Source organism: Haloarcula salina, assembly GCF_049603855.1.
In the GTDB taxonomy this organism is placed as follows: Archaea; Halobacteriota; Halobacteria; order Halobacteriales; family Haloarculaceae; genus Haloarcula; species Haloarcula salina_A.
On the sequence record NZ_CP187146.1, the window covers coordinates 2871907 to 2892912 of the forward strand.

Annotated in this window: 26 protein-coding genes and 1 tRNA gene; 7 read left to right on the top strand and 20 right to left on the bottom strand. The window is 68.1% G+C overall.

What is annotated here, in order from left to right:
• Positions 1-497: 497 nt before the first annotated feature.
• The 8 genes from ACOZ4I_RS14530 to ACOZ4I_RS14565 all read right to left on the bottom strand — a co-directional run bounded on the left by ACOZ4I_RS14530 (position 498) and on the right by ACOZ4I_RS14565 (position 5881).
• Positions 498-881, bottom strand: coding sequence for a rhodanese-like domain-containing protein (locus ACOZ4I_RS14530; RefSeq protein WP_424000759.1), 384 nt, complete (start codon positions 879-881; stop codon positions 498-500).
• A 38-nt stretch (positions 882-919) separates the two neighbouring features.
• Positions 920-1462 carry an NUDIX hydrolase gene (locus ACOZ4I_RS14535; protein ID WP_424000761.1) on the bottom strand — a complete coding sequence of 181 codons (543 nt, stop codon included), beginning with the start codon at positions 1460-1462 and terminating at the stop codon, positions 920-922.
• Entirely contained in the window at positions 1459-1872 is a 414-nt protein-coding gene (locus ACOZ4I_RS14540; protein ID WP_424000763.1) for a hypothetical protein, read from the bottom strand. The genes ACOZ4I_RS14535 and ACOZ4I_RS14540 overlap by 4 nt, the downstream gene beginning before the upstream one ends.
• On the bottom strand, positions 1872-2285 hold the full coding sequence (locus tag ACOZ4I_RS14545) for a DUF5809 family protein (protein ID WP_424000765.1): 414 nt from the start codon (positions 2283-2285) through the stop codon (positions 1872-1874). Before ACOZ4I_RS14545 ends, ACOZ4I_RS14540 begins: the two co-directional genes overlap by 1 nt.
• A gap of 24 nt (positions 2286-2309) precedes the next feature.
• Positions 2310-2771: a DUF5810 domain-containing protein gene (locus ACOZ4I_RS14550; protein ID WP_424000767.1), complete on the bottom strand. Its 462-nt coding sequence runs from the start codon at positions 2769-2771 to the stop codon at positions 2310-2312.
• A gap of 48 nt (positions 2772-2819) precedes the next feature.
• Entirely contained in the window at positions 2820-3317 is a 498-nt protein-coding gene (rimI, locus tag ACOZ4I_RS14555) for a ribosomal protein S18-alanine N-acetyltransferase (RefSeq protein ID WP_424000769.1), read from the bottom strand.
• A 256-nt stretch (positions 3318-3573) separates the two neighbouring features.
• Entirely contained in the window at positions 3574-3777 is a 204-nt protein-coding gene (locus ACOZ4I_RS14560; protein WP_424000771.1) for a hypothetical protein, read from the bottom strand.
• A 130-nt stretch (positions 3778-3907) separates the two neighbouring features.
• A complete protein-coding gene (locus ACOZ4I_RS14565; protein WP_424000773.1) occupies positions 3908-5881 on the bottom strand; it encodes an aconitate hydratase in 1974 nt (657 codons plus the stop codon).
• Positions 5882-6023: 142 nt separating this feature from the next.
• Here ACOZ4I_RS14565 and ACOZ4I_RS14570 point away from each other — a divergent pair, with 142 nt between their 5' ends.
• From ACOZ4I_RS14570 to ACOZ4I_RS14585, 4 genes are all read left to right on the top strand, one after another.
• Positions 6024-6488, top strand: coding sequence for a deoxyuridine 5'-triphosphate nucleotidohydrolase (locus ACOZ4I_RS14570; protein WP_424000775.1), 465 nt, complete (start codon positions 6024-6026; stop codon positions 6486-6488).
• Positions 6489-6818: 330 nt separating this feature from the next.
• Positions 6819-7478, top strand: coding sequence for a helix-turn-helix domain-containing protein (locus ACOZ4I_RS14575; protein WP_424000777.1), 660 nt, complete (start codon positions 6819-6821; stop codon positions 7476-7478).
• 88 nt (positions 7479-7566) lie between these two features.
• On the top strand, positions 7567-7842 hold the full coding sequence (locus tag ACOZ4I_RS14580) for a HalOD1 output domain-containing protein (RefSeq protein WP_424000779.1): 276 nt from the start codon (positions 7567-7569) through the stop codon (positions 7840-7842).
• A 103-nt stretch (positions 7843-7945) separates the two neighbouring features.
• Complete coding sequence (locus ACOZ4I_RS14585) at positions 7946-8329, top strand: methylglyoxal synthase (protein ID WP_424000781.1); 384 nt, start codon at positions 7946-7948, stop codon at positions 8327-8329.
• A 4-nt stretch (positions 8330-8333) separates the two neighbouring features.
• On the opposite strand, the gene queC is transcribed toward ACOZ4I_RS14585, so the two are convergent.
• The 3 genes from queC to ACOZ4I_RS14600 are packed head-to-tail and all read right to left on the bottom strand — an operon-like array spanning position 8334 to position 10315.
• Positions 8334-9032, bottom strand: coding sequence for a 7-cyano-7-deazaguanine synthase QueC (gene queC / locus ACOZ4I_RS14590; RefSeq protein WP_424000783.1), 699 nt, complete (start codon positions 9030-9032; stop codon positions 8334-8336).
• 21 nt (positions 9033-9053) lie between these two features.
• Positions 9054-9866 (bottom strand): 7-carboxy-7-deazaguanine synthase QueE, encoded by an 813-nt coding sequence (locus ACOZ4I_RS14595; protein ID WP_424000785.1) that lies wholly within the window; start codon positions 9864-9866, stop codon positions 9054-9056.
• On the bottom strand, positions 9866-10315 hold the full coding sequence (locus ACOZ4I_RS14600) for a 6-pyruvoyl trahydropterin synthase family protein (RefSeq protein WP_424000787.1): 450 nt from the start codon (positions 10313-10315) through the stop codon (positions 9866-9868). Before ACOZ4I_RS14600 ends, ACOZ4I_RS14595 begins: the two co-directional genes overlap by 1 nt.
• An 80-nt stretch (positions 10316-10395) precedes the next feature.
• Here ACOZ4I_RS14600 and ACOZ4I_RS14605 point away from each other — a divergent pair, with 80 nt between their 5' ends.
• Complete coding sequence (locus ACOZ4I_RS14605) at positions 10396-11088, top strand: hypothetical protein (protein WP_424000789.1); 693 nt, start codon at positions 10396-10398, stop codon at positions 11086-11088.
• Positions 11089-11572: 484 nt separating this feature from the next.
• Here the strand turns inward: ACOZ4I_RS14605 and ACOZ4I_RS14610 are convergent, their stop codons facing one another.
• Both ACOZ4I_RS14610 and ACOZ4I_RS14615 read right to left on the bottom strand, forming a co-directional pair.
• A complete protein-coding gene (locus ACOZ4I_RS14610; protein ID WP_424000791.1) occupies positions 11573-12901 on the bottom strand; it encodes a M28 family peptidase in 1329 nt (442 codons plus the stop codon).
• Positions 12902-12944: 43 nt separating this feature from the next.
• The gene (locus ACOZ4I_RS14615) at positions 12945-13277 is read right to left on the bottom strand and encodes a hypothetical protein (RefSeq protein WP_424000793.1); all 333 of its coding nucleotides are present in this window, start codon (positions 13275-13277) and stop codon (positions 12945-12947) included.
• A gap of 98 nt (positions 13278-13375) precedes the next feature.
• On the opposite strand from ACOZ4I_RS14615, the gene ACOZ4I_RS14620 reads away from it, so the two are divergent.
• Positions 13376-14440 carry a zinc-dependent alcohol dehydrogenase family protein gene (locus ACOZ4I_RS14620; protein WP_424000795.1) on the top strand — a complete coding sequence of 355 codons (1065 nt, stop codon included), beginning with the start codon at positions 13376-13378 and terminating at the stop codon, positions 14438-14440.
• 19 nt (positions 14441-14459) lie between these two features.
• On the opposite strand, the gene ACOZ4I_RS14625 is transcribed toward ACOZ4I_RS14620, so the two are convergent.
• The 6 genes from ACOZ4I_RS14625 to ACOZ4I_RS14650 form a co-directional block, all read right to left on the bottom strand.
• Complete coding sequence (locus ACOZ4I_RS14625; RefSeq protein ID WP_424000797.1) at positions 14460-15359, bottom strand: NAD-dependent epimerase/dehydratase family protein; 900 nt, start codon at positions 15357-15359, stop codon at positions 14460-14462.
• Positions 15360-15418: 59 nt separating this feature from the next.
• On the bottom strand, positions 15419-16303 hold the full coding sequence (locus ACOZ4I_RS14630; protein ID WP_424000799.1) for an NAD(P)H-binding protein: 885 nt from the start codon (positions 16301-16303) through the stop codon (positions 15419-15421).
• A gap of 43 nt (positions 16304-16346) precedes the next feature.
• A complete protein-coding gene (locus ACOZ4I_RS14635) occupies positions 16347-17408 on the bottom strand; it encodes a zinc-dependent alcohol dehydrogenase family protein (RefSeq protein ID WP_424000801.1) in 1062 nt (353 codons plus the stop codon).
• Between the two features lie 84 nt (positions 17409-17492).
• Complete coding sequence (locus ACOZ4I_RS14640) at positions 17493-18272, bottom strand: SDR family oxidoreductase (protein WP_424000803.1); 780 nt, start codon at positions 18270-18272, stop codon at positions 17493-17495.
• A gap of 182 nt (positions 18273-18454) precedes the next feature.
• Positions 18455-18527, bottom strand: a tRNA-Arg gene (locus ACOZ4I_RS14645).
• 59 nt (positions 18528-18586) lie between these two features.
• Positions 18587-19171 (bottom strand): 2Fe-2S iron-sulfur cluster-binding protein, encoded by a 585-nt coding sequence (locus ACOZ4I_RS14650; RefSeq protein WP_424000805.1) that lies wholly within the window; start codon positions 19169-19171, stop codon positions 18587-18589.
• A gap of 146 nt (positions 19172-19317) precedes the next feature.
• Between ACOZ4I_RS14650 and ACOZ4I_RS14655 the strand changes: the two genes are divergently transcribed.
• Complete coding sequence (locus ACOZ4I_RS14655) at positions 19318-19764, top strand: type IV pilin (RefSeq protein ID WP_424000807.1); 447 nt, start codon at positions 19318-19320, stop codon at positions 19762-19764.
• Positions 19765-19818: 54 nt separating this feature from the next.
• Here ACOZ4I_RS14655 and gnd read toward each other — a convergent pair whose 3' ends face one another.
• Entirely contained in the window at positions 19819-20718 is a 900-nt protein-coding gene (gene gnd / locus ACOZ4I_RS14660) for a phosphogluconate dehydrogenase (NAD(+)-dependent, decarboxylating) (RefSeq protein WP_424000809.1), read from the bottom strand.
• Positions 20719-21006: the final 288 nt, after the last annotated feature.

Here is a 21006-nt window from a genome sequence, read left to right on the forward strand (position 1 = left end):
CACTGACCGAGCGTGCACCAGCCCAAAGTGTGACGCTCGTAACACTATTATACATGACAGTATGTTAACTAGACGTATGTGTGCAAGCTCGCCCCGGACGGGGTCCGAGAGTCATTCGAAGCGACCCACAGACTGCCCCCTCTGCTCGCTTCGCGCAGACAGTCAGACCGACATCTACACACACCTGCTGGTTTCACACCGGAAGAGCGCCATCGCCAGCGCGTTACTCGACGCGAACCGGGCCGAATAGGCCCGGTGGAGTCGTCGGCGCGGGAACGGACCGCTTTTCTGCCCTCGCACGCTATCTGTGGTCGGTGGCGATGACGAGCAGTTACCCCCGCTGAGCCCCTTGTGACGACAGTCTTTCCCGAGCCACCGTTCCTACCGCGACACCGGTGACATCGCGAGTCACAGCCGTCGCGTATCGACACCTGGCAAAACCCGTTCAGCGGCGCTGGGATTCACCAGCGACTGCGATACCGATTTCGTCGGATCGGTCAGAACGGCGCGTCGGGACCCTCGTCGGAACCCCCGTCGGCAGCCGCGGTCGTCCCAGCCGAGGCGGACGAGTCCGACTGCTCCAGCGGGCCGTCCCAGCCGTCGAGGCCGGGCGCGAAGCTCACGACTTTGCCGTCGAACCCCTCGTAGGACGCGATGAGGCGAGCGGCCTGGACGCTCGATTTCCCGTGGGGACAGACCGTCACCACCCGGTCGTCGCCGTCGAACCGTTCGACGTCGTCGACGATGGTCGGGAGCGGGACGTTCTCGCTACCTGGGATGTGTCCGCGCTGGAACGATCCGGGCGAGCGGATGTCGATCACGCGCGCGTCCGCATCGTCTACCAGCGACCGGAGTTCGTCAGTGCCGATTTCGCCGTCCATATCCAGTGGGTCGGGGTCGACGCCTAAATCGGCACCGACTACAGCAGGCCGTCCGCCTGCGCGAGCAGGATGCCCTCGATGGTCGCATCGTTGGCGGGTTCGCGGCGCGCGACCTGGAGCGCCTCGTCGATTGGGACGGTCGTCACCGAGAGGAACTCGTTGTCGTCGAGGTCCTGGTCGACCGGTTCCAGCCCCTCGGCGAAGACGATGCCGCGACGGTGACGGAGCACGCCGGTCGAGCACCAGAACTCCTCGACGAGCGAGACGCCGGCGGCCTCGAAACCCGTCTCCTCGCGGAGTTCGCGCGCCCCGGCGGTCGTGTAGGACTCGTCGTCCTCGACGATGCCGGCCGGGAGTTCGAGACACTGCTCGCGGATGGTCGGGCGGTACTGGTCGACCATCACGAGTTCGTCGCCGGTGGACGCCACGACGACGACGGCGGCGGGCAGGTCGGCCCAGTAGTAGTCCTTCTCGGAGCCGTCGGGCTGGCGGACCCGGTCGTAGCCGCCGGTGTACCAGCCGGTCTCGTACTCGGACTCGCTCTCGAGGACGGGCCACTCGTGGGCCGGTTCGCGGGTCATACCTGCTGTCGGACCGCGACGTGGTAAAACGTGGCGTTGTCCCGGACGACGACGCCCGCGTCGGTCGCTGCGTCGGGGTGTTGCAGACGGAGCGCGTCGCGCTCGTCGAACGGCGAGTGCGTGAACGCGCCCTTGAAGCCGACCGGCCCCCGCCAGTACGGCTCGGAGCGGCCGGTCTCGTTCGGCGTCGCCGCGTCGAGGGCCGCCGTCGTGTACGGGTAGCGCCGGGGCGACTGCTGGCTCCAGTTCACCGCCGTCCCGTTCTCGACGCTGTACTCGCCGTCGGCCGGCGTCGCGACGACGTAGTAGGGATCACCGCTCTTGAGGTAACTCGGCAGGGCACCCAGCGCCAGCAGCAGGACCGCGACGGCGAGCAGGCCCAGCAGCGTGTTCCGGGTGACCGGTCGCATCAGACGACCTCTCGGTAGATGCGACCGAACGCCTGCCGGCGGAGTGTCCCGACGGCCGCTCGGCGCTCGCTCTGGAACGTCGCCGCGACGGCCCGCTCGGCGAACGGTGCGGCGTGCCAGACGACGTTGTCGACGTTCTCCGCGCCGACGAGCGTGATCTCACACGCCGTGTCGGTTCGCCAGGACTCGAACTCGTCCATCGTCCCGACGCGGACCGCGAGCGACTCGGCGAACAGCACGTCGCGCGCGGTCTCGACGACCTCGCTGGTGACCTGCTCCTCGTACGCTTCGGCGTCGAGTCCCATCGCCTTCGCGACTTCCTTGACGACGACCTGTGCGGTCGGCCCGAGCGCCTCGTAGCGCTCGCTCGCTTCCTCGGCCGATTCCGGCGAGAACTGCCCCTCAGTCTCCATATCGCCCCGTAGTCGCCGGCGGGACTACTGGGTTTCGTCTCCACCGCCGGTGGGGTCGCTCTCGGCGTCGGCGTCCGCGCCCTCCGCGGACCCGTCGGAGTCGTCACTCTCGTCGTCCTCGTCCAGCATCGCTCGGGTCAGTTCGCGGGCCTCGGCCAGCACCTCGCTGTCCTGGTCACGGAGCGCGTTCGTCCCGCGGTGCCGAGACGCCCCCTGCGGAAGGTCGCCGTGGCCGTGGTCGTGATCGTGTCCGCCGCCGCTCCGGTCGACGGTGTCCTCGAACACCTGCGGGAACTCCGTCTCCTCGGCGTGATCGACGACCTCCTCGGAGAGTTCGTCCTCGCCGAGCTGTCCCCAGCCCGGGACGTGTTCGTCGAGCCACGCCTCGTGGTCGTCGCCGCCGGTCATCGCCGTGAACGCGAGGTGGTTCGCGAGGTGGCGAGCGTCGGCTTGCGGGTCGTCGCACACTGGACAGGCGTATCCCATCGGTATCGGGAGAAGGGCACGGAGCCGTATATGGTGTCGGGGTCCGCGCTACAGGAGTCGGACCATCACGAGCGCGTCCGCGCCGTTGCTGTAGTAGTTCGGGATGGTCTTGCGGTGCTCGAAGCCGAAACGGCGGTAGAGCCGGCGTGCGCCGTCGTTGTCCGCTCGGACTTCGAGCTTGACGGAGCCGGCCCCTGTCGCGTCGAGGACCGACAGCGCGCGCTTCAACAGCGCGCTCGCGACGCCCCGACGGCGATAGGACGGGCGGACCGCCAGGTCCTTGACGTGTCCGAGCGGCGTTCCGTGGTTCGGAACCGTGTCAGCGATGACGTAGCCGGCGACAGCGGGCGGGTCGCCGTCGTCGTTGCCCGTTTCGGCGACGAGAAAGCCGTCCTCGTCGAGGTAGCTCTCCAGCGCGGAGAACGGCCAGGGCTGGGGAAACGACGCCTGCTCGATCCGGTGGATCTCGATGAGGTCCGCGCGAACGGCCTGCCGGATCGGCGGGGCGTCGGGCGACCCCGGGCCCTCTGGTGCAACGGTCGTCACACTCGCGTTTCGAGGCGCGTCCTCATATGTGTTGTCGCCGCACGACACTGATCGCATCGGGCAGGCGAAGACGCTCGGAACGCATCCCTCACAGTTCATGGGAGACGGCCGGGGGCGCGAGTGAAACGTCGCAAGGTTCTTTACCGGGACGACCCTTCTTATAAACGCACCCGTTTTGGGTGCCACCACCCCCACCCCCACCCCTCTTTCCGTTCTTTCCGCCGGCGCGCGACGTTTCCGAGAGCGACTGCGCCGCTCACCGGCCGTACTGCAAGTACGAAGCCACGACGAAGAACAGGATTGCGCCGGCGGCGAACGAAAGCAGGCCGACGACCCCGCTCGTCGGGACCGCCCCTCTGACTATCGAGACGGTGAGGAGTCCAACGGCGGCGCCACCGAGGACGAACAGTGCGCCGGTCTGCCAGTTGGCCAGAAACTCGCGGAGGGCGGACTCGGACATAACCGCGACTACTCGGCGTCGGGCCTTAGTTCCACGGCCTGAGTACGAACCGAACTGTCGAGCGGCACAGTCACTGTGCAGATTAGTCCGACCGCTCGCAAAAAATCGAGATTCCTGACGGAATCTCGCCTTAGTCGTCAGCCGGCGCCGCGCCGCCGTCGTCGTGCTGCATCTTCGTGTGGGGCAGCTTGCCGCCGTCGGCGAGGATCTCGCGTTCGCGCTCGGAGGCGTCGAGCGTCGCCGTCGCCTCCCAGTCGTCGTTGACGCGAATCGTAAACTCTTCCTGGCCGGAGCGGACGGCCTCGGCCACGTCGTCGACGATCTCGACGTCGTCGCCCTGCTCGAGCTTCTCGTAGGTGTCCTCGTCGATCTCCAGCGGAACGATGCCGAAGTTGAAGAGGTTCGCCTTGTGGATGCGGGCGAAGCTCTGGGCGAGGACGGACTCGATACCGAGGTACATCGGACACAGGGCCGCGTGCTCGCGTGAGGAGCCCTGACCGTAGTTCTCGCCGGCGACGAGGACGCCGCCGTCGGCCTCGAGCGCGCGCTCGGCGAACGTGTCGTCGACTCGCGAGAGCGTGAACTCGGAGAGCTTCGGCACGTTCGACCGGTACATCAGGATGTCCTGCGTGGCCGGGATGATGTGGTCCGTGGTGATGTTGTCCTCCATCTTCAGGAGGGCCTCACCGCCGACCTCGGACTCGAGCGGGTCCTTCAGCGGCACGTCGCCGATGTTCGGGCCCTTGATGAGCTCGTCGTCGACGGCGTTGTCCGGCGCGATGAGGTCGGACTCGGAGTTGCCGATGTAGGAGTCGGGCATCTCCAGGCCGGGGGCCTCGAGGTCGCCGAGTTCGTCGGCGAGGTTCCGCGGGTCCACGATTTCGCCCTTGATGGCGGCCGCGGTGGCGACCTCCGGCGAGCAGAGGTAGACGTTGTCGTCCTCGATGCCGGAGCGGCCCTCGAAGTTGCGGTTGAAGGTCCGCAGCGAGACGGAGTCGGAGGCGGGCACGTGACCGATGCCGATACACGCACCGCAGGTCGCCTCGGAGAAGTTGACGCCGGCGGCCATCATCTCCGCGGTCCAGCCCTCGCGGGCCAGCATCTCGGAGGCCTGCTTCGAACCGGGCGCGACGATCATCTCGGTCTTCTTGTCGATGTTGCGCCCTTCCAGCATCTTCGCGCCGGGGAGGATGTCCTCGTAGGCGCCGTTCGTACAGGAGCCGATCATGACCTGCTCGACGTCGACGCCCTCGACCTCGGAGACGGGCACGACGTTGTCCGGCATGGACGGCTGGGCGATGAGCGGTTCGAGGTCCGAGAGGTCGACGACGATCTCGTCGTCGTACTCGGCGTCCTCGTCGGGGCCGATCTCGACGAACACGTCCTCGCGGCCGAGGCGTTCGAGGTAGTCCTCGGTCTGCTCGTCCGTCGGGAAGATGGAGGACGTGGCACCGAGTTCGGTCCCCATGTTGGTGATGGTCGTCCGCTCGGGGACGGTCAGCGTCTCGACGCCGGGGCCGGTGTACTCGAGCACCTTGCCGACGCCGCCCTTGACGGAGAGGCGGCGCAGGAGCTCGAGGATGACGTCCTTCGCGGTCGCCCACTCGGGCAGTTCGCCCTCGAGGCGGACGTTGACGACTTCCGGCATGTCGATGTAGTAGGCACCGCCACCCATCGCGACGGCCACGTCGAGCCCGCCGGCACCGATGGCGAGTTCGCCGAGACCACCGGGGGTCGGCGTGTGGGAGTCCGAGCCGAGCATCGTCTTGCCGGGCGCGGCGAAGTTCTCCTTGTGGACGTTGTGACAGATTCCGTTGCCGGGCCGGGAGAAGTGGGCACCGAACGTCCCTGCGGCGGAACGGAGGAAGCGGTGGTCGTCCGTGTTCTTGAAGTCGAACTGGTAGGTCTGGTGGTCACAGTACTGGGCCGCCAGTTCCGTCTGGACTTCGTCGAGGTCGAGCGCCTCGAACTGGAGCCAGACGAGCGTCCCGGTCGTGTCCTGCGTCAGCACCTGGTCGATTTCGATTCCGATCTCCTCTCCGGGTGTCAGCTCCCCTTCGACGAGGTGTTCGTCGAGAATCTTTTCCGTAAGCGTCTGTCCCATAACGTCTGTCAATCGATACCGCGCCCGTATAAATCCCGCGTATTCCTCCCCATTTTGCGTTGAAAACCCCCTCCCGTCTGTCACTCGTGCGCGAGTGAATCAGACCGGCAGGCCTATGCGCCAGAGCGCCACAGTCGGGGATATGTTCAAGAGCGGCCGGTTCGTCGCCGACGCGCTCGGCGACCTCAGAGAGTCGCAGGTGCAACCGAACGGCGTCGACCTCACGCTCGGCAAAGTCTACGAGCAGGTCGAGCCGGGGCGAATCGAGCGCGGTGGCAAGACGGTCGGCGAGCGCCGCGAATGCGAGGCCGACGACGGCGTCTACCACCTCGACCGGGGCGGCTACATCGTGGAGTACGCCGACCGCGTCGCCATCCCGGAGGGCCACGTCGGCTTCCTCCTGCCGCGCTCGTCGCTGCTTCGCAACTCCTGTATGCTGGACACGGCCGTCTGGGACGCCGGCTACGAGGGCCGCGGCGAGGGACTCCTCGAGGTCCACCACCCCATCGAACTCGAATCGGGAGCCCGCATCGCCCAGCTCGTCCTCGCAGAAGCCGCCCACGAAGGAACCTACGAGGGATCGTATCAGGGGGAGAACCTGCAGTAGCGCCGGACACAGTGCCACTTCGGCCGACGAGGGACCAATGATTCCTTCGTGCGAATTTCGTCGGGGGTGTGACCGAGGCTGCCGTTGCCGAGGCAGAACGCAGCCGCTGACCGCGCGAACGGCCGCTGGCGTGACGAATTACAGAACATGGTAGACCATGCCGTGAATTTAAGTGTATCTCCCGAGACGTACCCATTGGTGCTGAACGATACCGACTTCCGGCGCGAGTCCCCGACAGCCTTCAGCGGCCGGGAGTTGCACCGGTATCGCTCTCGAGTACGACAGTCGTCTGACCGGGGTTTATCACCATCGCTGTTTTCACACTGAGATATGATAGTAGAATTTCACATCGACGTTCCCCTCCTGCAGCGCACCGCGGAAACACTCGGTAACTCGGCGATACGGATACAGCGGCTCCACTGCGAAGGCGACGGCTGTCGCGCCGTCGCCTGGATCGGTCCCGTCGAGCGAGCGGCCGTCGAGGCGGGACTTGCACAGGACGAGAGTATCACCGACTACGCCCACGTGGCCGCCGAAGGTGACGGGCACTGGTACACTGTCCACACCGCGAACGGAATCGTCGACACCGTTTCGCGGTCGCTGCTGAACGCCGACGGGTTCCTCCTCGGCGCGGCACAGACCGGCGACGACTGGATCTTCCGGGCACGGTTCCCCGAGAAGAGTTCGGTCCTCTCGTTCCGCGACGCGCTCATCACCGAGGACATCAACATCGATATCCAGACGATCACCGACGACACCGAAGCGTCTCCGCAGTTCGGGGTGACCGACCCCCAGAAGGAGGTGCTGCTGCTCGCGCTCAACCGCGGGTACTTCACCGTCCCGCGGGAGTCGTCGCTCTCCGATCTCGCCGCGGAGCTCGGAATCTCCAGTCAGGCCGCTTCCGAGCGACTGCGCCGCGGGACGCGAACGCTCGTTCAGAACACCCTCGCGGCCCCCGAGCGGCCGCTGGTCGGCTCGCCGCCGGAGTAGGCGACTCGGCCCGCTCGCCGGACTGGGTTGTTTCACGCACTGAAATCGCTCGCACGCTGTTATAACGGAAGTGCCCGTACGTACGTCCATGAGCTACGAGGATGGGACAGTCTACGTGCTCCGGGACGGCGGCACCGACGGTGACGGCTGGGTGAGTCCGAGACCCGCCGACGAGGTCATCACCGACGCCATCGTGGAGGCGACGGATCTGCAGGTCGACGATCTCGACGACCTCGAGACGTACGTCGACACCGAAGTGCTCCGAGCCGTTGTGGTCGACGGCCAGGAGGAGACGGTGACGTTCGCGGTCGAAGGCCACGACGTGACGATCGACCGGGACGGAGCCGTCGAGGTCGGCGGCTGACGGGAATCGAGCGGGTACCACACGCTCGCTTCGCCGTCCGCGGATCGACACATCCGTCTGAGCCCACCCAATGACATAAGGCGGTCGCCCGAGAGCCACCGGTATGACTCGCGTCGCGCTCATCGCCCACGACGACGAGAAACCGGAGATGATCGACCTCGCACAGAGCTACGAGGACGCGCTCTCGGGGTTCGACCTCGTCGGGACTGGCACGACGAGCAAGCGCATCATGGAGGAGACCGATCTGACGGTCGAGCGCAAGGAGAGCGGTCCGCTCGGCGGCGACACCCAGATCGGGGCGGAAGTCGCCGAAGACCGCATCGACGGCATCGTCTTCCTGCGCGACCCGCTGACGGCCCAGCCACACGAGCCGGACATCTCCGCGCTGTTGCGTATCTGTGACGTCCACGACGTGCCGCTGGCGACGACGCGAACCTCGGCGGAGTTCCTGCTCGAAGGGCTGGTTCGAGACGAAACGGACGGGTGAACGGTCAGTCGGCGTAGGTCGGCCGCTCGGCGTAGTCGATGGGGTCGCGCTCGCCGATGCGCTGGAAGGCCTCCAGCCGGAAGGCGCAGGCGTCGCAGGTCCCGCAGGCCGGTTCGTCGTCGCGGTAACAGCTCCAGGTGTCCGCGTATGGGACGCCGAGTTCCACGCCGCGCTCGGCGATATCGGTCTTCGACCACTCGACGAAGGGGGCGACGAGGTCGATCTCGGTCTCCGGTTTCGTCCCCGCGTCGATCACCCGCTGGAACGCCTCGAAGAAGGCGGGCCGGCAGTCGGGGTAGCCGGAGAAGTCCTCGCTGTGCGCGCCGATGAAGACGGCTCCGCAGTCGTTGGCCTCGGCGTAGGAGACGGCCATCGACAGGAGGTTCGCGTTGCGGAACGGGACGTAGGACGTGGGTATCTCGTCGCTATCGGTGTCGGCGTCCGCGACCGCCATCTCGTCGTCGGTCAGCGAGGAGTCGCCGATTTGCTGGAGATGGCCGGTCTCGACGTGGAGGAAGTCCGCCGCGTCGACGTGGTCGGCCAGCGCGCTGGCGCACTCGTACTCCCGGTCCTCGGTGTTCTGTCCGTAGCTCGTGTGCAGCAGGTACAGGTCGTCGTACCCGCGGGTCTGTGCCTCGTAGGCCGCCGTGGCGCTGTCCATGCCGCCGGAGGCGAGCACGACAGCGCGGGTGTCGTCAGTCATGTTGTCGGAGTCGATGGTCGGTCAGGTTCCCGGTGCGTCGTTCCAGAGGTCGACGTGGAGCCGCGGCGTGTAGCGGTAGCCGTACTCCATCGCGAGGGCCGCGACCGTCTCGCGCGTCTCGTTCAGTTCCGCTCGCGTCTGGCCCTCTGGCATCAACAGGACGTCGTCGTCGCGGACGGGAGTCGAGGCGGCGTCGCGGACCCCCTCGACGACGCGCTCGATTTCGGCCAGGTCGTCGGGCCCGGTGACGACGAACTTCAGTTGCGTCTCGTAGGTCTCGACGAGTTCGGCGAGCGTCTCGATGTCGAGTCGCCGGTCCTCGTGGCAGTCGGCCCACTCGCCGTCGCCGGCGGGGTCGCGCTCCGCCGTCGGCGTGCTGGAGGCCAGTTTCGGGCTGACGCTCGCGAGGTCGACGGGTGCGTCCGGGACGATGGTCCCGTTGGTCTCGACGGTGGTGTGATAGCCCCGGTCGGCGAGTTCGGTCAGCAGCGTCTCGCTGGCGTCGTGAATCAGCGGCTCGCCGCCGGTGAGGACGACGTGGTCTGCGTCGTGGTCCGCGACCGCCGCGAGCACGTCCGCGACGGAGAAGTAGTCGTGGGTCGGCTCCCACGAGGTGTGATAGGAGTCACAGAACCAACAGCGGAGGTTACAGCCGCTCGTGCGGACGAACACGCTCGGGACGCCGGCCAGTCGGCCCTCACCCTGGAGCGAGTGAAACAGCTCGTTGATCGGCAGGTCCGCCTCGCCGTCCCCTTGGTCGTCGCTGTCGGCCTCGGAGCGGTCGCCGTCGGCGTCAGTCACACCGGCCGCGTCGTCGTCGCTGGCGACCGGCATCAGCGGACGCAGAGTTCCCCGGTCTCCCGGACGGAGACAGCGACGGACGACACCGTCTCCGGGAGGCGATCGGCGAGGCGCTGTTCCAGCGTCACGGCCATCACCTCGGCCGTCGGCGGGCGTTCGAGCACGACGACCGCGTCGCCGTCGCCGCTGGCCTCGAACGCGTCGACCAGCGGGTCGCCGGCCTCGAGCAGGAAGCGGTGGTCCCACTCGTCGACCACCGCCGTGATCTCACCCTTGTCGACGACCCACCCCTCGTCGGTGAGTTCGCCGGTGACGCGGACGGTAATCTCGTAGTTGTGCCCGTGCGGACGCGAGCACTTCCCGTCGTGGTGGCGCAGGCGGTGGCCCGTAGAGAGTCTGAGCGGGCGGTCGCCGCCGACGACGAGTTCGCGTTCACCGGCGGCCGCGACCGTTCCCTCGGAAGTAGATATTCGCTGGGACATACTCCGGGATTATCGAGGGATGTCTTAACTCCATCGTGACCGCCGTAAGCGATAGGGAGGTCCGGCCCTCACAGGCGAGTGTGACACGACGTGCCGTAGAACAGCAGTTCGAGCGTTACCTCTCGCAGTTCGTCGACGAGACGTACGCGGCCTTCGACGTGGGGGCCGTCCTGCGCGGCTCGCGGGGCGGCGGGAGCCGCGTGGCGGGAAAGCTCCTGAAGAACAGCCAGCCGGTCGAGCGCCACGTCGTCCGACCGAAGCTCCGGGCCTACCAGCAGCAGATCCTCGACCAGCTGGAGCCCGTTCTGGACTACGCCGAGGAGACCGACGCGGCGTTCGACGCGTACGCCGACGAGGTGCTGGCTCGCGACCTGTACTGGAACGCGCTCAGAGAGGAGGTCCGCGGTGACCGCCGCGAGCAGATCCGCGAGCGACTGCTGGCGCGCCAGCGCTCGTTCGGGGACGACCTCGCGCCGCTCGTGGCGGCCGACACCGACGACTTCTGGGCGGCCGTCGCCGACGCCTACGACCGGAAGACGGCGACCGAGGTACTTCGGGAGCACCTCGAATTCACCGTGCCGCTCCGGGAGGAGCGCGACGCCTTCGCCTTCGAACTCACCATCGACCCCGGCGAGGTGCTCGGCGGGCTCGCCCGGGCACTGCCGTCGCTGACGGTGGAGTTCACCGACGAGGCGCTGCGCTCGATGCGGACAGCCGAGGAGCGCGTCATCCCGCAGGCCACGGCAGACGTTGAGCAGGCCTACGAGGAGTGAGCAGTCAAACGGCGTCGCCGTGGCTCCAAGCGGTTTCCGATCCGGGACGCGACGGCCGCGGCTCGCCGGCGAACCGCACTAGAAGGACACGATAGCCGTCGTGGCACGGTGACGGCCGGTTCGTGTCGCGTATTGGTGTTGGTGTTGACTGACGACGGCAGGCGTGGCTTCGCTCACGTCGGCCCGGTCTCGGACTCCGCGAGACCGGCTTAGCATGGGAGCTCGGCAGTGGACCCCGGCGACGGCGTCCGTCTGCGGGCTACAGTAGTAGTCCAGCCCACCTGCCATTGGTTGACATGCAATGCAACGATAAATAACCTACGAAATATGTTACTTGTGTACCGAGTAAATACTTCGACAGGCGAGAGAGCGCGTGCAGACCCAGAATGACAGCGGGGCACTATGTGTAAGTATTCTAGTACGACCGGTCGCCGACGAGTCGCGCCGGCCCCAGCCCTCGGGACGCGCTCCGCCGTGGAACCAGTTACCCGTCGAAGGGCCAGTCGCCGGTGATCCGCATCCCCTCGGCGAGGCCCTGCGATTCGAGGGCGTCGGCGATGACCGAGGGGTCGACTGGCTCGGGGTCGACCGTTCCGTCGGCGAGCGTCACCGCCAGATCCGTCAGCAGGACGGCCTGCTCGCGGAAGGTCCGGGGCTCCAGTTTGTCGAGCGTGTCGGCGTGGGTGTGACCCCACCCGCGGCCGGACTCACCCGTCTCGCTGGTCACGTGATAGCCGGGGACGCCCCGGCGAACGAACGGCCAGTGGTCGCTGTGTGGGCCCTGCTCCGGCGTGAGCGAGATGGGGTGGTCGAAGCGGTCGGCCACCCGCTCGGCGGCGTCGGCCAGCGCGTCGAAGCCGTGGGTGTAGCACTCGAGTGTTCGGCCCTGAACAACCCCGTCGAGATTGAGGACGGCGGTCACGTCGTCGAGGTCCGTCTCGGCTGCGAGGTGGTTCGAACCAACCAGTCCGACCTCCTCCGCACCGAAGGCGACGAACTCCACGCGGGTGTCGAGTTCGTGCTCGCGACCCGCGAGCGCCCGCGCGAGTTCGACGACCATCGCCGTCCCCGCGCCGTTGTCCATCGCGCCCTCGGCGATGTCGTGGGCGTCGACGTGGCTTGTCACCAGCAGGCGCTCGTCGGTGTCCGGGCCGAGTTCGGCGTGGACGTTCCGGCTGGTCGAGTCAGGCGTCTCGCAGTCCACCGCGACGGTCACCGCGTCGCCGTCGTAGCGTCGCGAGAGTCGCGCTCCCGTTTCGCTGGCCACGCCGACCGCGGGGATCTCACCGATCGGTGCCTCGGCCGTCCCGACGCTGCCGGTCGCCGGGAGGACGCCCTCGACGTGGTTCCGGTAGACGAACGCTGCCGCGCCGGCCTCGACGGCGTGGTAGTACTTCTCTCGGCGGTGGATGTAGCGGTCGTACCAGTCGGGCACGTCCGAGCGCGCCATCACGACGCATCCCTCGCAGTCGGCGTCCGCGAACTCCTCGGGCAGGCCGTGGCCCACGTCGACCAGTTCGCCGGTCACCTCGTCGGCGGGCGAGCGCGGCAGAGCGATGCACTCGTGGGCCAGCGCGGCGACCGGTTCGCCGTCGGCCCGGATCGCGCTCTCGCCGCGCTCCCAGCCCTGTACCTCGAACTCCGAGAGCCGGGCGTTCCGGGCGTGTTCTGCGAGAGCGTCGCGGGTCTCCGCCGCGGCCGCCCGTTCGCCGTCGCTGCCGGCCATCCGGTTCCCGATGTCGACCAGCGTCTCCAGGTGGTCCCAGCCGGCGTCGCTGGTGAACGTCTCGCCGATCCAGTCGGTGTCGCTCATGCCCCACGCTGGGGGCGTGACGCGTTTGAAACTACGGGTGAGTTCAGGTCGCCGCGAGCGGACCGTACCGGCTGGCGACGCCGTAGATCAGCACCGCGAGCGCGCTGACCGCGAGGCCCACGAGGACCAGTCCGGTGAGCAACTGCAGCGGCGTGACGACCACGATTGGACGCCCCAGAAGTGCGTTGTAGGCCGTGACGAGCGCACCGTCGAGCGCGGCCGAGGCGACGAAGCCACCGAGGCTGACGACGCCGACGCCAGCGCTCCACCGGCAGCGCGTTTGCCGAGAGAGGCCGCGCTTCGCTGCGTCGGCGGCGACCAGCGCGACGGCGACGGGGACGACGAACAGGGCAGCGAGGAGGGGGAGGGGATTCACGTTGGGGATACTGCAGCGAGCGCACATAAAGTCGGCCGCACCGCGGGGGCCGATCCGGTCACACCCGCGCTTTTGGCGCTGCCGGTCGAAGCCGGCCCATGCGCGCCGCAGTGCTGGAGGCCTACGGCGAACCGCTGGCGGTCGAGGAGCGGACGGCACCGGAACCGGACCCAGACGCCGCGGTCGTCGCGGTCGAGGCGTGTGGGATCTGCCGGAGCGACTGGCACGCCTGGCAGGGCCACGGTGACTGGGCCGACGACGACGTTCCCCTCGGACAGGTGCTCGGCCACGAACCGGCCGGGCGCGTCGTCGCGACGGGGCCGCGCGTCTCGACGCTCTCCGTCGGCGACCGCGTCGTGGTCCCGTTCAACCTCGGCGACGGCACCTGCGACTACTGCCGGAACGGCCACGGCAACGTCTGCACCGACGGCCACGCGCTCGGGTTCGAACCGGCGGTCCCGGGCGCGTTCGCCGAGCGAGTCGGCGTCCCGAACGCCGACTACAACCTCGTCTCGCTCCCCGACGGCGTCGGCTTCGACGCGGCGGCGGCGCTTGGCTGTCGCTACGTCACGGCGTTCCACGCGCTCGCTCACCGGGCAGATATCAGCGCCGGCGACCGCGTCGCCGTCCACGGCTGTGGCGGCCTCGGACTGGCGGCCGTCCAGATCGCCGACGCACTCGGCGCGAGTGTGATCGCGGTCGACATCCGCGAGGGACCGCTCTCGATGGCCGCCGACGTGGGCGCGAGCCAGGTCGTCGACGCCAGCGCGGTCGATGACGTGCCCGGCGCCGTCGACGACCTGACCGACGGCGGCGCGGAGGTGTCGGTCGACGCGCTCGGCATCGCCGAGACGTGCCGGAACAGCGTCCGGTGTCTCCGCCCGCGTGGCACGCACGTCCAGGTCGGCCTGACGACCGACGCCGAGCGCGGCGAGGTGGCGCTCCCGACGGACTGGATCACTCGCTGGGACATCAGCGTGCTCGGCTCGCGCGGGATGCCGCCGTCGCGCTACGGCGAACTCCTCAGGCTCGTCGCCGACGGCACGCTCGACCCCGGCGCGCTGGTCACTCGCCGGGTCGGCCTCGACTCGGTGTCGGAGCGCCTCGCCGCGATGACCGACTACGAGACGGCGGGCGTCGAACTCGTGACGACGTTCGAGTGAGGGTTCGCGCGTCCGGCCGTCACCCCGCGTCCCGCCAGCGCCAAGTCGGCTCCCAGTCGAACAACCGCTCGGCCTTCGACGTGTCGACCAGCGCCGCGTAGGGGTCCCCGGAAGCGAGTGACTCGCGGCACTCGGCGTCGGGAAACAGTTCGGCAACGAGGTCCGCGCTCGGCGTCTCGGCGCTCGTGTCGGGAGCCGACACCCAGACCCGCTCGTGGCCGTCGAAGGAGGCCTCGACGGCCCGTCGGACGAGCGAGGCCGCATCGGTGGCGTGGACGTACGAGAACAGGGTGTTGCGCTGGGTGTGGAAGTGCCGCGAGTCGCGGAGCGCGGCGAGCGAGCGGTCCGCCTCGACGAACGTCTCGCGCGCCAGGTCGTCGTCGACGACCCACGGGAACCGCAGCGAGGTGATGGTCCGCGGCGCGCCCTCGTCGCGGCGAGCGAAGCCGTCGGCGGCGAGTTCGAGCGCCTGCTTTCCCATGCCGTAGGGATTCGATGGCGTAAGCCGGTGGGACTCGTCGACGGGGAGGTAGTCGACCGTGATCGAGTCGGGCTCGAAGCCGCCGCCGATGGCGCTGAAGCTCGACGCCAGCGCCACCGTGTCGACGCCCAGTTCGCCGGCGGCTTCGAGCACGTGATACGTCGTCATGACGTTGCTCTCGTAGGTGCGGTACCCCGGCGTCCGGTCGGGCGTCGGAACCATACCGAGGTGGACGACGGCGTCGGCGTCGCTCCTGGCGACGGCCCCGTACACCTCGCCCGCGTCGAGCAGGTCCGCGGCGATGTACGCGTCGGCGCGCTCCTCGTCGCGCCCGCCCCGCGAGAGATTGACCGTCCGATACCCCGCGTCGTTCAGGTGGGCGAGCACGTGCCCGCCGACGCGTCCGCTCCCGCCGGTGACGGCGACCGTCTCGGTCATACCCGCCGACTCGGCTCGAAGGGTGAAAACAGCCACGCAGGTCGAGCGGAGGCGTGCGGTCAGGCCGAGACGAGCGCCTCGCGCACCGCGTCCTCGATGGGCGTCTGGTCGATGGGGACGACCTGCTGGAGGTCCAGTTCGGGGTCGACCGTCACGGGGTTTCGCATGCTCTCGGCCAGCGGCCGCGCGATGGCGTACTGCACGTCCGTCGTCAGGCGGAGCCAGTGCGAGGACAGCGCCGGCGTCATCACCGGGACGGAGACGATGAACACGCGCTTGCCCTTCTCGCGTGCGGTCAGTTTCAGCAGCGACTCGTAGGACCACACCGACGGCCCGCCGATGTCGTAGGTCTCGCCGCGGGTCTCGTCGGCGGCGAGCACCGCGACGAGGTAGGCGATGGCGTCGCGCACGCCGATGGGCTGACAGGGCGTCCGGACCCACTTCGGGACGAGCATCACGGGCAGGCGGTCGGTCAGGTCGTTGAGGATGCGAAAGCTCGCGCTCTCGGCGCCGATGATGACGGCGGCCCGGAGCACCGTCAGGTCGTAGCTCCCCTCGGCCAGCACCGACTCGACCTCGCGCCGGGACGCCAGATGGGGCGAGAGGTTCTCCTCGTCGCCGCTGATGCCGCTCAGATACACCACGCGGTCGACGCCCGCCTCGGTCGCGATTTCGCAGAAGCGCCGCGCGTACTCGCGGTCGAGTTCGGCGAAGTTCTCGGCCGTCAGCGAGTGGATCAGGTAGTACGCCGCGTCGACGCCGTGACACAGTCCGGACAACGTCTCCGGGTCGCCGAGGTCGCCGTCGAACGGCTCGACCCCCTCGGGGAACGACTCCTCGCTCGCGCTCCGGGAGAACGCCACCACGTCGTGGCCCGCGTCGTTCAGGGCGCGGACCAGTCGCTGTCCGATGAACCCCGTCGCACCGACGACCAGCACTCGCATGTACCTTGGTTGTCGTATCGAACCCCCAAGTCGTTTTGCCCCGTCAGAACGCGTCGATGACCGGGATGCCGGTCGTCTCGAACTCGGTCATGGCGTCGAGCAGGTCCGGCGTCCGGTCGAGCGACACCGTCTCGGAGACGATGGCCGTCGGGTCGAGCTTCCCGCGGTCGATCAGACGGAAGATGTCGTCGTAGTGGGGTCGGGGCATCCCGACCGTCCCGACGAACTGGAGTTCCTTCGCGACCATCAGGTCGGTTGGCAGCGACACCTCGCCGCCCTCCGCGCTCGACGTGAGGCCGATCTGGAGGTGCTGTCCGCGCTTTCCGAGACACTGAACGCTGTTCCGGCACGTCTCGGCGATACCGAGCGCGTCGACGGACACGTGGGCACCCCCGTCGGTGACCGCCGTCACCGCCTCGGGCACGTCCTCGACCCGCTCGGCGTTGACCGTCTCGACGGCTCCGAGGTCGGATGCGAGTCCCAGTTTCTCGTCGAACAGGTCGACGGCGACGACGTTCGCGCCCAGTGCGTCGGCGATGTGGACGGCGGATAGCCCCACGCCGCCGCAACCGTGGACGGCGACCCAGTCGCCGCCGTCGACGTCGGCTCTGTCGACCAGGCCGTGAAAGGAGGTCATGAACCGACAGCCCAGGCCCGCCATCTCGACCGGCGAGATGCCGTCCGGCAGGTGGACGGCGTTGAAGTCGGCCCACGGGACGTGAAAGCGCTCGGCGAACGCACCGGGTGCCTCGGGGGCGAGCCCCAGCGGAATCCGTTCGTCACAGAGGTTCGACATGTCCCGGCGGCAGGACGGACAGGTGCCGTCGGCGAGGTTGAACGGGACCGCCACGCGATCCCCCACGCGGACCGTCTCGACCTCGTCACCCACCTCAACCACGACACCGGCGGGCTCGTGTCCGAACACGTGCCCCTCCGAGAATCCCCGGGACTCCCAGAGCGGGTCGCCCTGCCAGGCGTGCCAGTCGCTCCGGCAGATCCCACACGCCTCGGTCTCGACCACGACGCCCGTGGCGTCCGCTTCCGGTTCGTCGACCTCCCTGACCGCCAGCGGCTCTCCGTGGCCGGTGAACACAGCTGCACGCATACACCACGGCAGACGGTGACGCGCGCCATAACGCTGTGGGGGAGTCGTCGCCTGGATGGTTTCGAGCGGCGACGCTCGCAACCCCTACCGCCAGCTGGTCCAGCCGCCGTCGACCACGAGCGATTCACCGGTCACGTACCCAGCCAGGTCGCTCGCGAGGAACGTCGCCGCGCCGGCGACGTCGTCCGGCTGGCCGTAGCGGCCCAGCGGCACCATCTGCGTGAACTGCTCCGCCTGTTCGGCCGCGGCCTCCGGGTCGGTCGGTTCGCCGCCGATCATCGTCTCGATCCCTCCCGGGTGAATCGCGTTCACCCGGATGTCGTGCTCGCCGAGCCTGTGCGCGAGCGAGTAGGTCAGCGTCGTCAGTCCGCCCTTCGACGCGGAGTAGGTCGGCCAGTCCCCGTTGCCAAAGAGCCCGGCGATGCTGGAGGTGTTGATGATGGTCCCGCCGGTTCCGTGGTCGACCATCCGGTCCGCGGCGACCTGGGAGCCGAAGTAGGCGCCCTTGAGGTTGATGTCCATCGTCCGCTGGTAGTCCGCCTCGGTCACGTCGAAGAAGTCCTCGGCGTGCCAGACGCCCGCGTTGTTCACCATGACGTCCAGCCCGCCGGCCGCGTCGGCGGCCTCCACCGCCTCGATCAGGTCGGCCCGGTTCGTGACGTCACACTCCACGAACACGGCCTCGGCGTCCGTCTCGTCCTCGATCAGTTCGTGCGTCGGCACCCCGTCCTCTTTCGGGTCCTCGCGCACGTCGGCGACGACGACCGCCTCCGCACCGTGGTCTGCGAACCCGTGAGCGATTCCGCGGCCGATTCCCGAACTGCCGCCGGTGACGACGGCCGTCTTGCCATCGAGAAGTGACATTCGTGTAACACCACCGTGAACTGTCGCGGAGGAACGAGATAAAATACAGTGGCGATGTCGCTCCTGTGGTCGGTGGACGGGCGGCGAGGGATTTGAACCCGACTGCGAGACTCGCCAGCGCTCGTCTCGCGTGCTTCGAATCCTCGGGCCGTTTTCACGGCTCACAATCGTTCGCCGAAAAACGGGCGGCGAGGGATTTGAACCCCCGACCATCTGGTCCGGAACCAGGCGTTCTGTCCGCTGAACTAGCCGCCCTTGATACAGGCTATTCGACAGGCTACCTTAACCGTTGTGAACGCGAGAATAGACCGCAGTCAGGGAGATTCGCCGGTCTCGATCGTGAACTCGCCGGTCGGGTAGGCGACGCAGGTCAGACAGTAGCCCTCCTCCATGTCGTCGTCCATCAGCGAGTCGTTGTTGCTGTGTCGGATGTAGTCCTCGGCCGGGCCGTCCTCGATGTGGCCGGCACAGGAGATACACTGGCCCTCGCGGCAGGCGTAGGGGAGGTCCCAACCCTCCTCCTCGCCGGCTTCGAGAATCGTCTCGTTGTTCGCGACCTCGATGGTCTCGCCCTCTTTCGCGAACTCGATCTCGTAGTACTCGACCTCGTCGTCGGCGATGGAATCGGGGTCGAAGCCCTCGTCTTCTTCCTCGGCTTCCTCGCCCTCACCGAGTTCGCCTTCGGCGTCGCCAGCCGGAATCGCGGCGGCGCCGCCGCCACCGATAGAGCGGTTGTACGGCTCGGGGAAGTCCGTCTCGGGAACCGACGCGGCCCGTTGCTCGAGGACCTCCTGGGAGATGTCCTCCGGTGCCTCCCAGCCGGTCCCCTTGGCGTAGTGGAGCGACACCACGATCAGGGTGAGCACGGCCCCGCCGGCGAGTCCAACGAGTTCTACCATGTGGGCGGCTATGGAACACTGGTTTAATTAGCTGTTGTTTCGCCTGCAGGCGTCTCCTCCGGCGCGTCCCGCGCCGGCCCTCCCTCGCCCCCTGAATCGGTTAAATTATTCGAAGGTTCTATTAATACCAATGCTATCAACAACGTATGAGAATCAGGGAGTCCTGGGCCGAGCTGGACGGCGCGACGAAGGTGCTCGTGGAAGTCGTCGGCGGATTCGCCGCGCTGGTGATAGCGGTCGTACTCGTGGTCGTCATCGCGGCAATTCTGGGGTCGTTCGTCCTGGGCGTCGGAGACAGTGTCGAAGAACCGAGAGCGCCCCAGACGTCGTTTTCCATCGAGTACGACCACGCCATGACCGGCCCGATCGTCGTCGTCAGGCACGAAGGCGGTGACGCCATCGCCGCCGACCGACTCACGCTCGAAGCGGACGACCGGCCGGCGAAAACGTGGCAAGACGAAGACGGCACCGTGACCGCCGGCGACGAGTTCGGGATGAACGCACCCAACGGGGCCACCGTCCGACTGGTCTGGCACGGCGAAGACGGGACGGCGGTCCTCGTCCGCGGGCACGTGCCGACCCCCGAGCGCTGAGTCGGGTAGAACGCGGACGGGACGAACCCACAGAAGTACGACACAGCGAGCGCGTTACTCTCGGCGCGGGACCTCGTGTCGGCCGAAGCCGTACCGGAGGCGGTTCGCGAGGCGGCGCGAGAAGCGGCCGTCGTCGGCCCGGGAGCCGAACCGCTCGGCGAGCGACTGATAGATGAGCGGCACGGGGACCTCCTGTTCGAGGGCCTCCTGGACGGTCCAGGTCCCGGTCGACCCGCCCTCGACGCGGTCGGCGACGGTCCCGAGGTCGTTCCCTTCCTCGCGGAACGCTTCCTCGCAGAGCTCCAGCAGCCACGAGCGGATGACCGCGCCGTTGTTCCACGTTCTGGCGACGGCTTCCAGGTCGAGATCGTAGCGCCCGTTCGCCAGCAGTTCGAAGCCCTCGCCGTAGGTCTGCATCAGTGCGTACTCGACGCCGTTGTGCACCATCTTGACGTAGTGACCAGAGCCGGCCGGCCCCATCCGGTCGTGGCCGTCGGGCCCCGTCGCGACGGCGTCGAACACCGGGACGAGTTCGTCGTAGGCCCACTGCGGGCCGCCGACCATCAGCGAGAAGCCCAGTTCCGCGCCCGCGGGGCCGCCGGAGGTCCCGCAGTCGAGGTAGGCCGCGTCGGTCGACTCGGCGCGGCGCACCGAGTCCTCGAAGTAGGAGTTTCCGCCGTCGACGACCACGTCGTCCGAATCGAGCGACGGGGCCAGTTCGTCCAGCGCGGCGTCGACCGGGTCGCCCGCCGGGACCATCAGCCAGATGCGTTTCTCCGGGCCGAGTTCGTCGGCGAGGTCCGGGATCGACTCCGCGGGCCGCGCGCCGGCCTCGGCCGCGTCGGCGACGCTCTCCTCGTCGATGTCGAAGACGACGACCTCGTGGCCGGCTTCGAGTACGCGGTCGACGACGATACGGCCCATGCGTCCGAGTCCGATGACGCCCAGTTCCATACCTGGCGGTCGCCGAGCGCACAGGTAGTGGTTGCGATTCCGCCGAAAAACGTGGCACGAACACCACCGTGCCGTCGTCAGTCAGTCTCTGGGCCCACTTCGACCAGCGCCCTTCGGCGGTGCGGTGAGGAACGGTTGGATCGAAGCGTTACACCGGCGGTCGCCGCGGGCCGTGCCGCGTCCGGCGGGGCTAAATTCACGCCGCTGGCGCAAAAAATCTACGGAAGGCGACCGCGTCAGGTACCCCGGTCGAGGTCGCCGACGCGACCGACCACCGGTGTTTTGCCC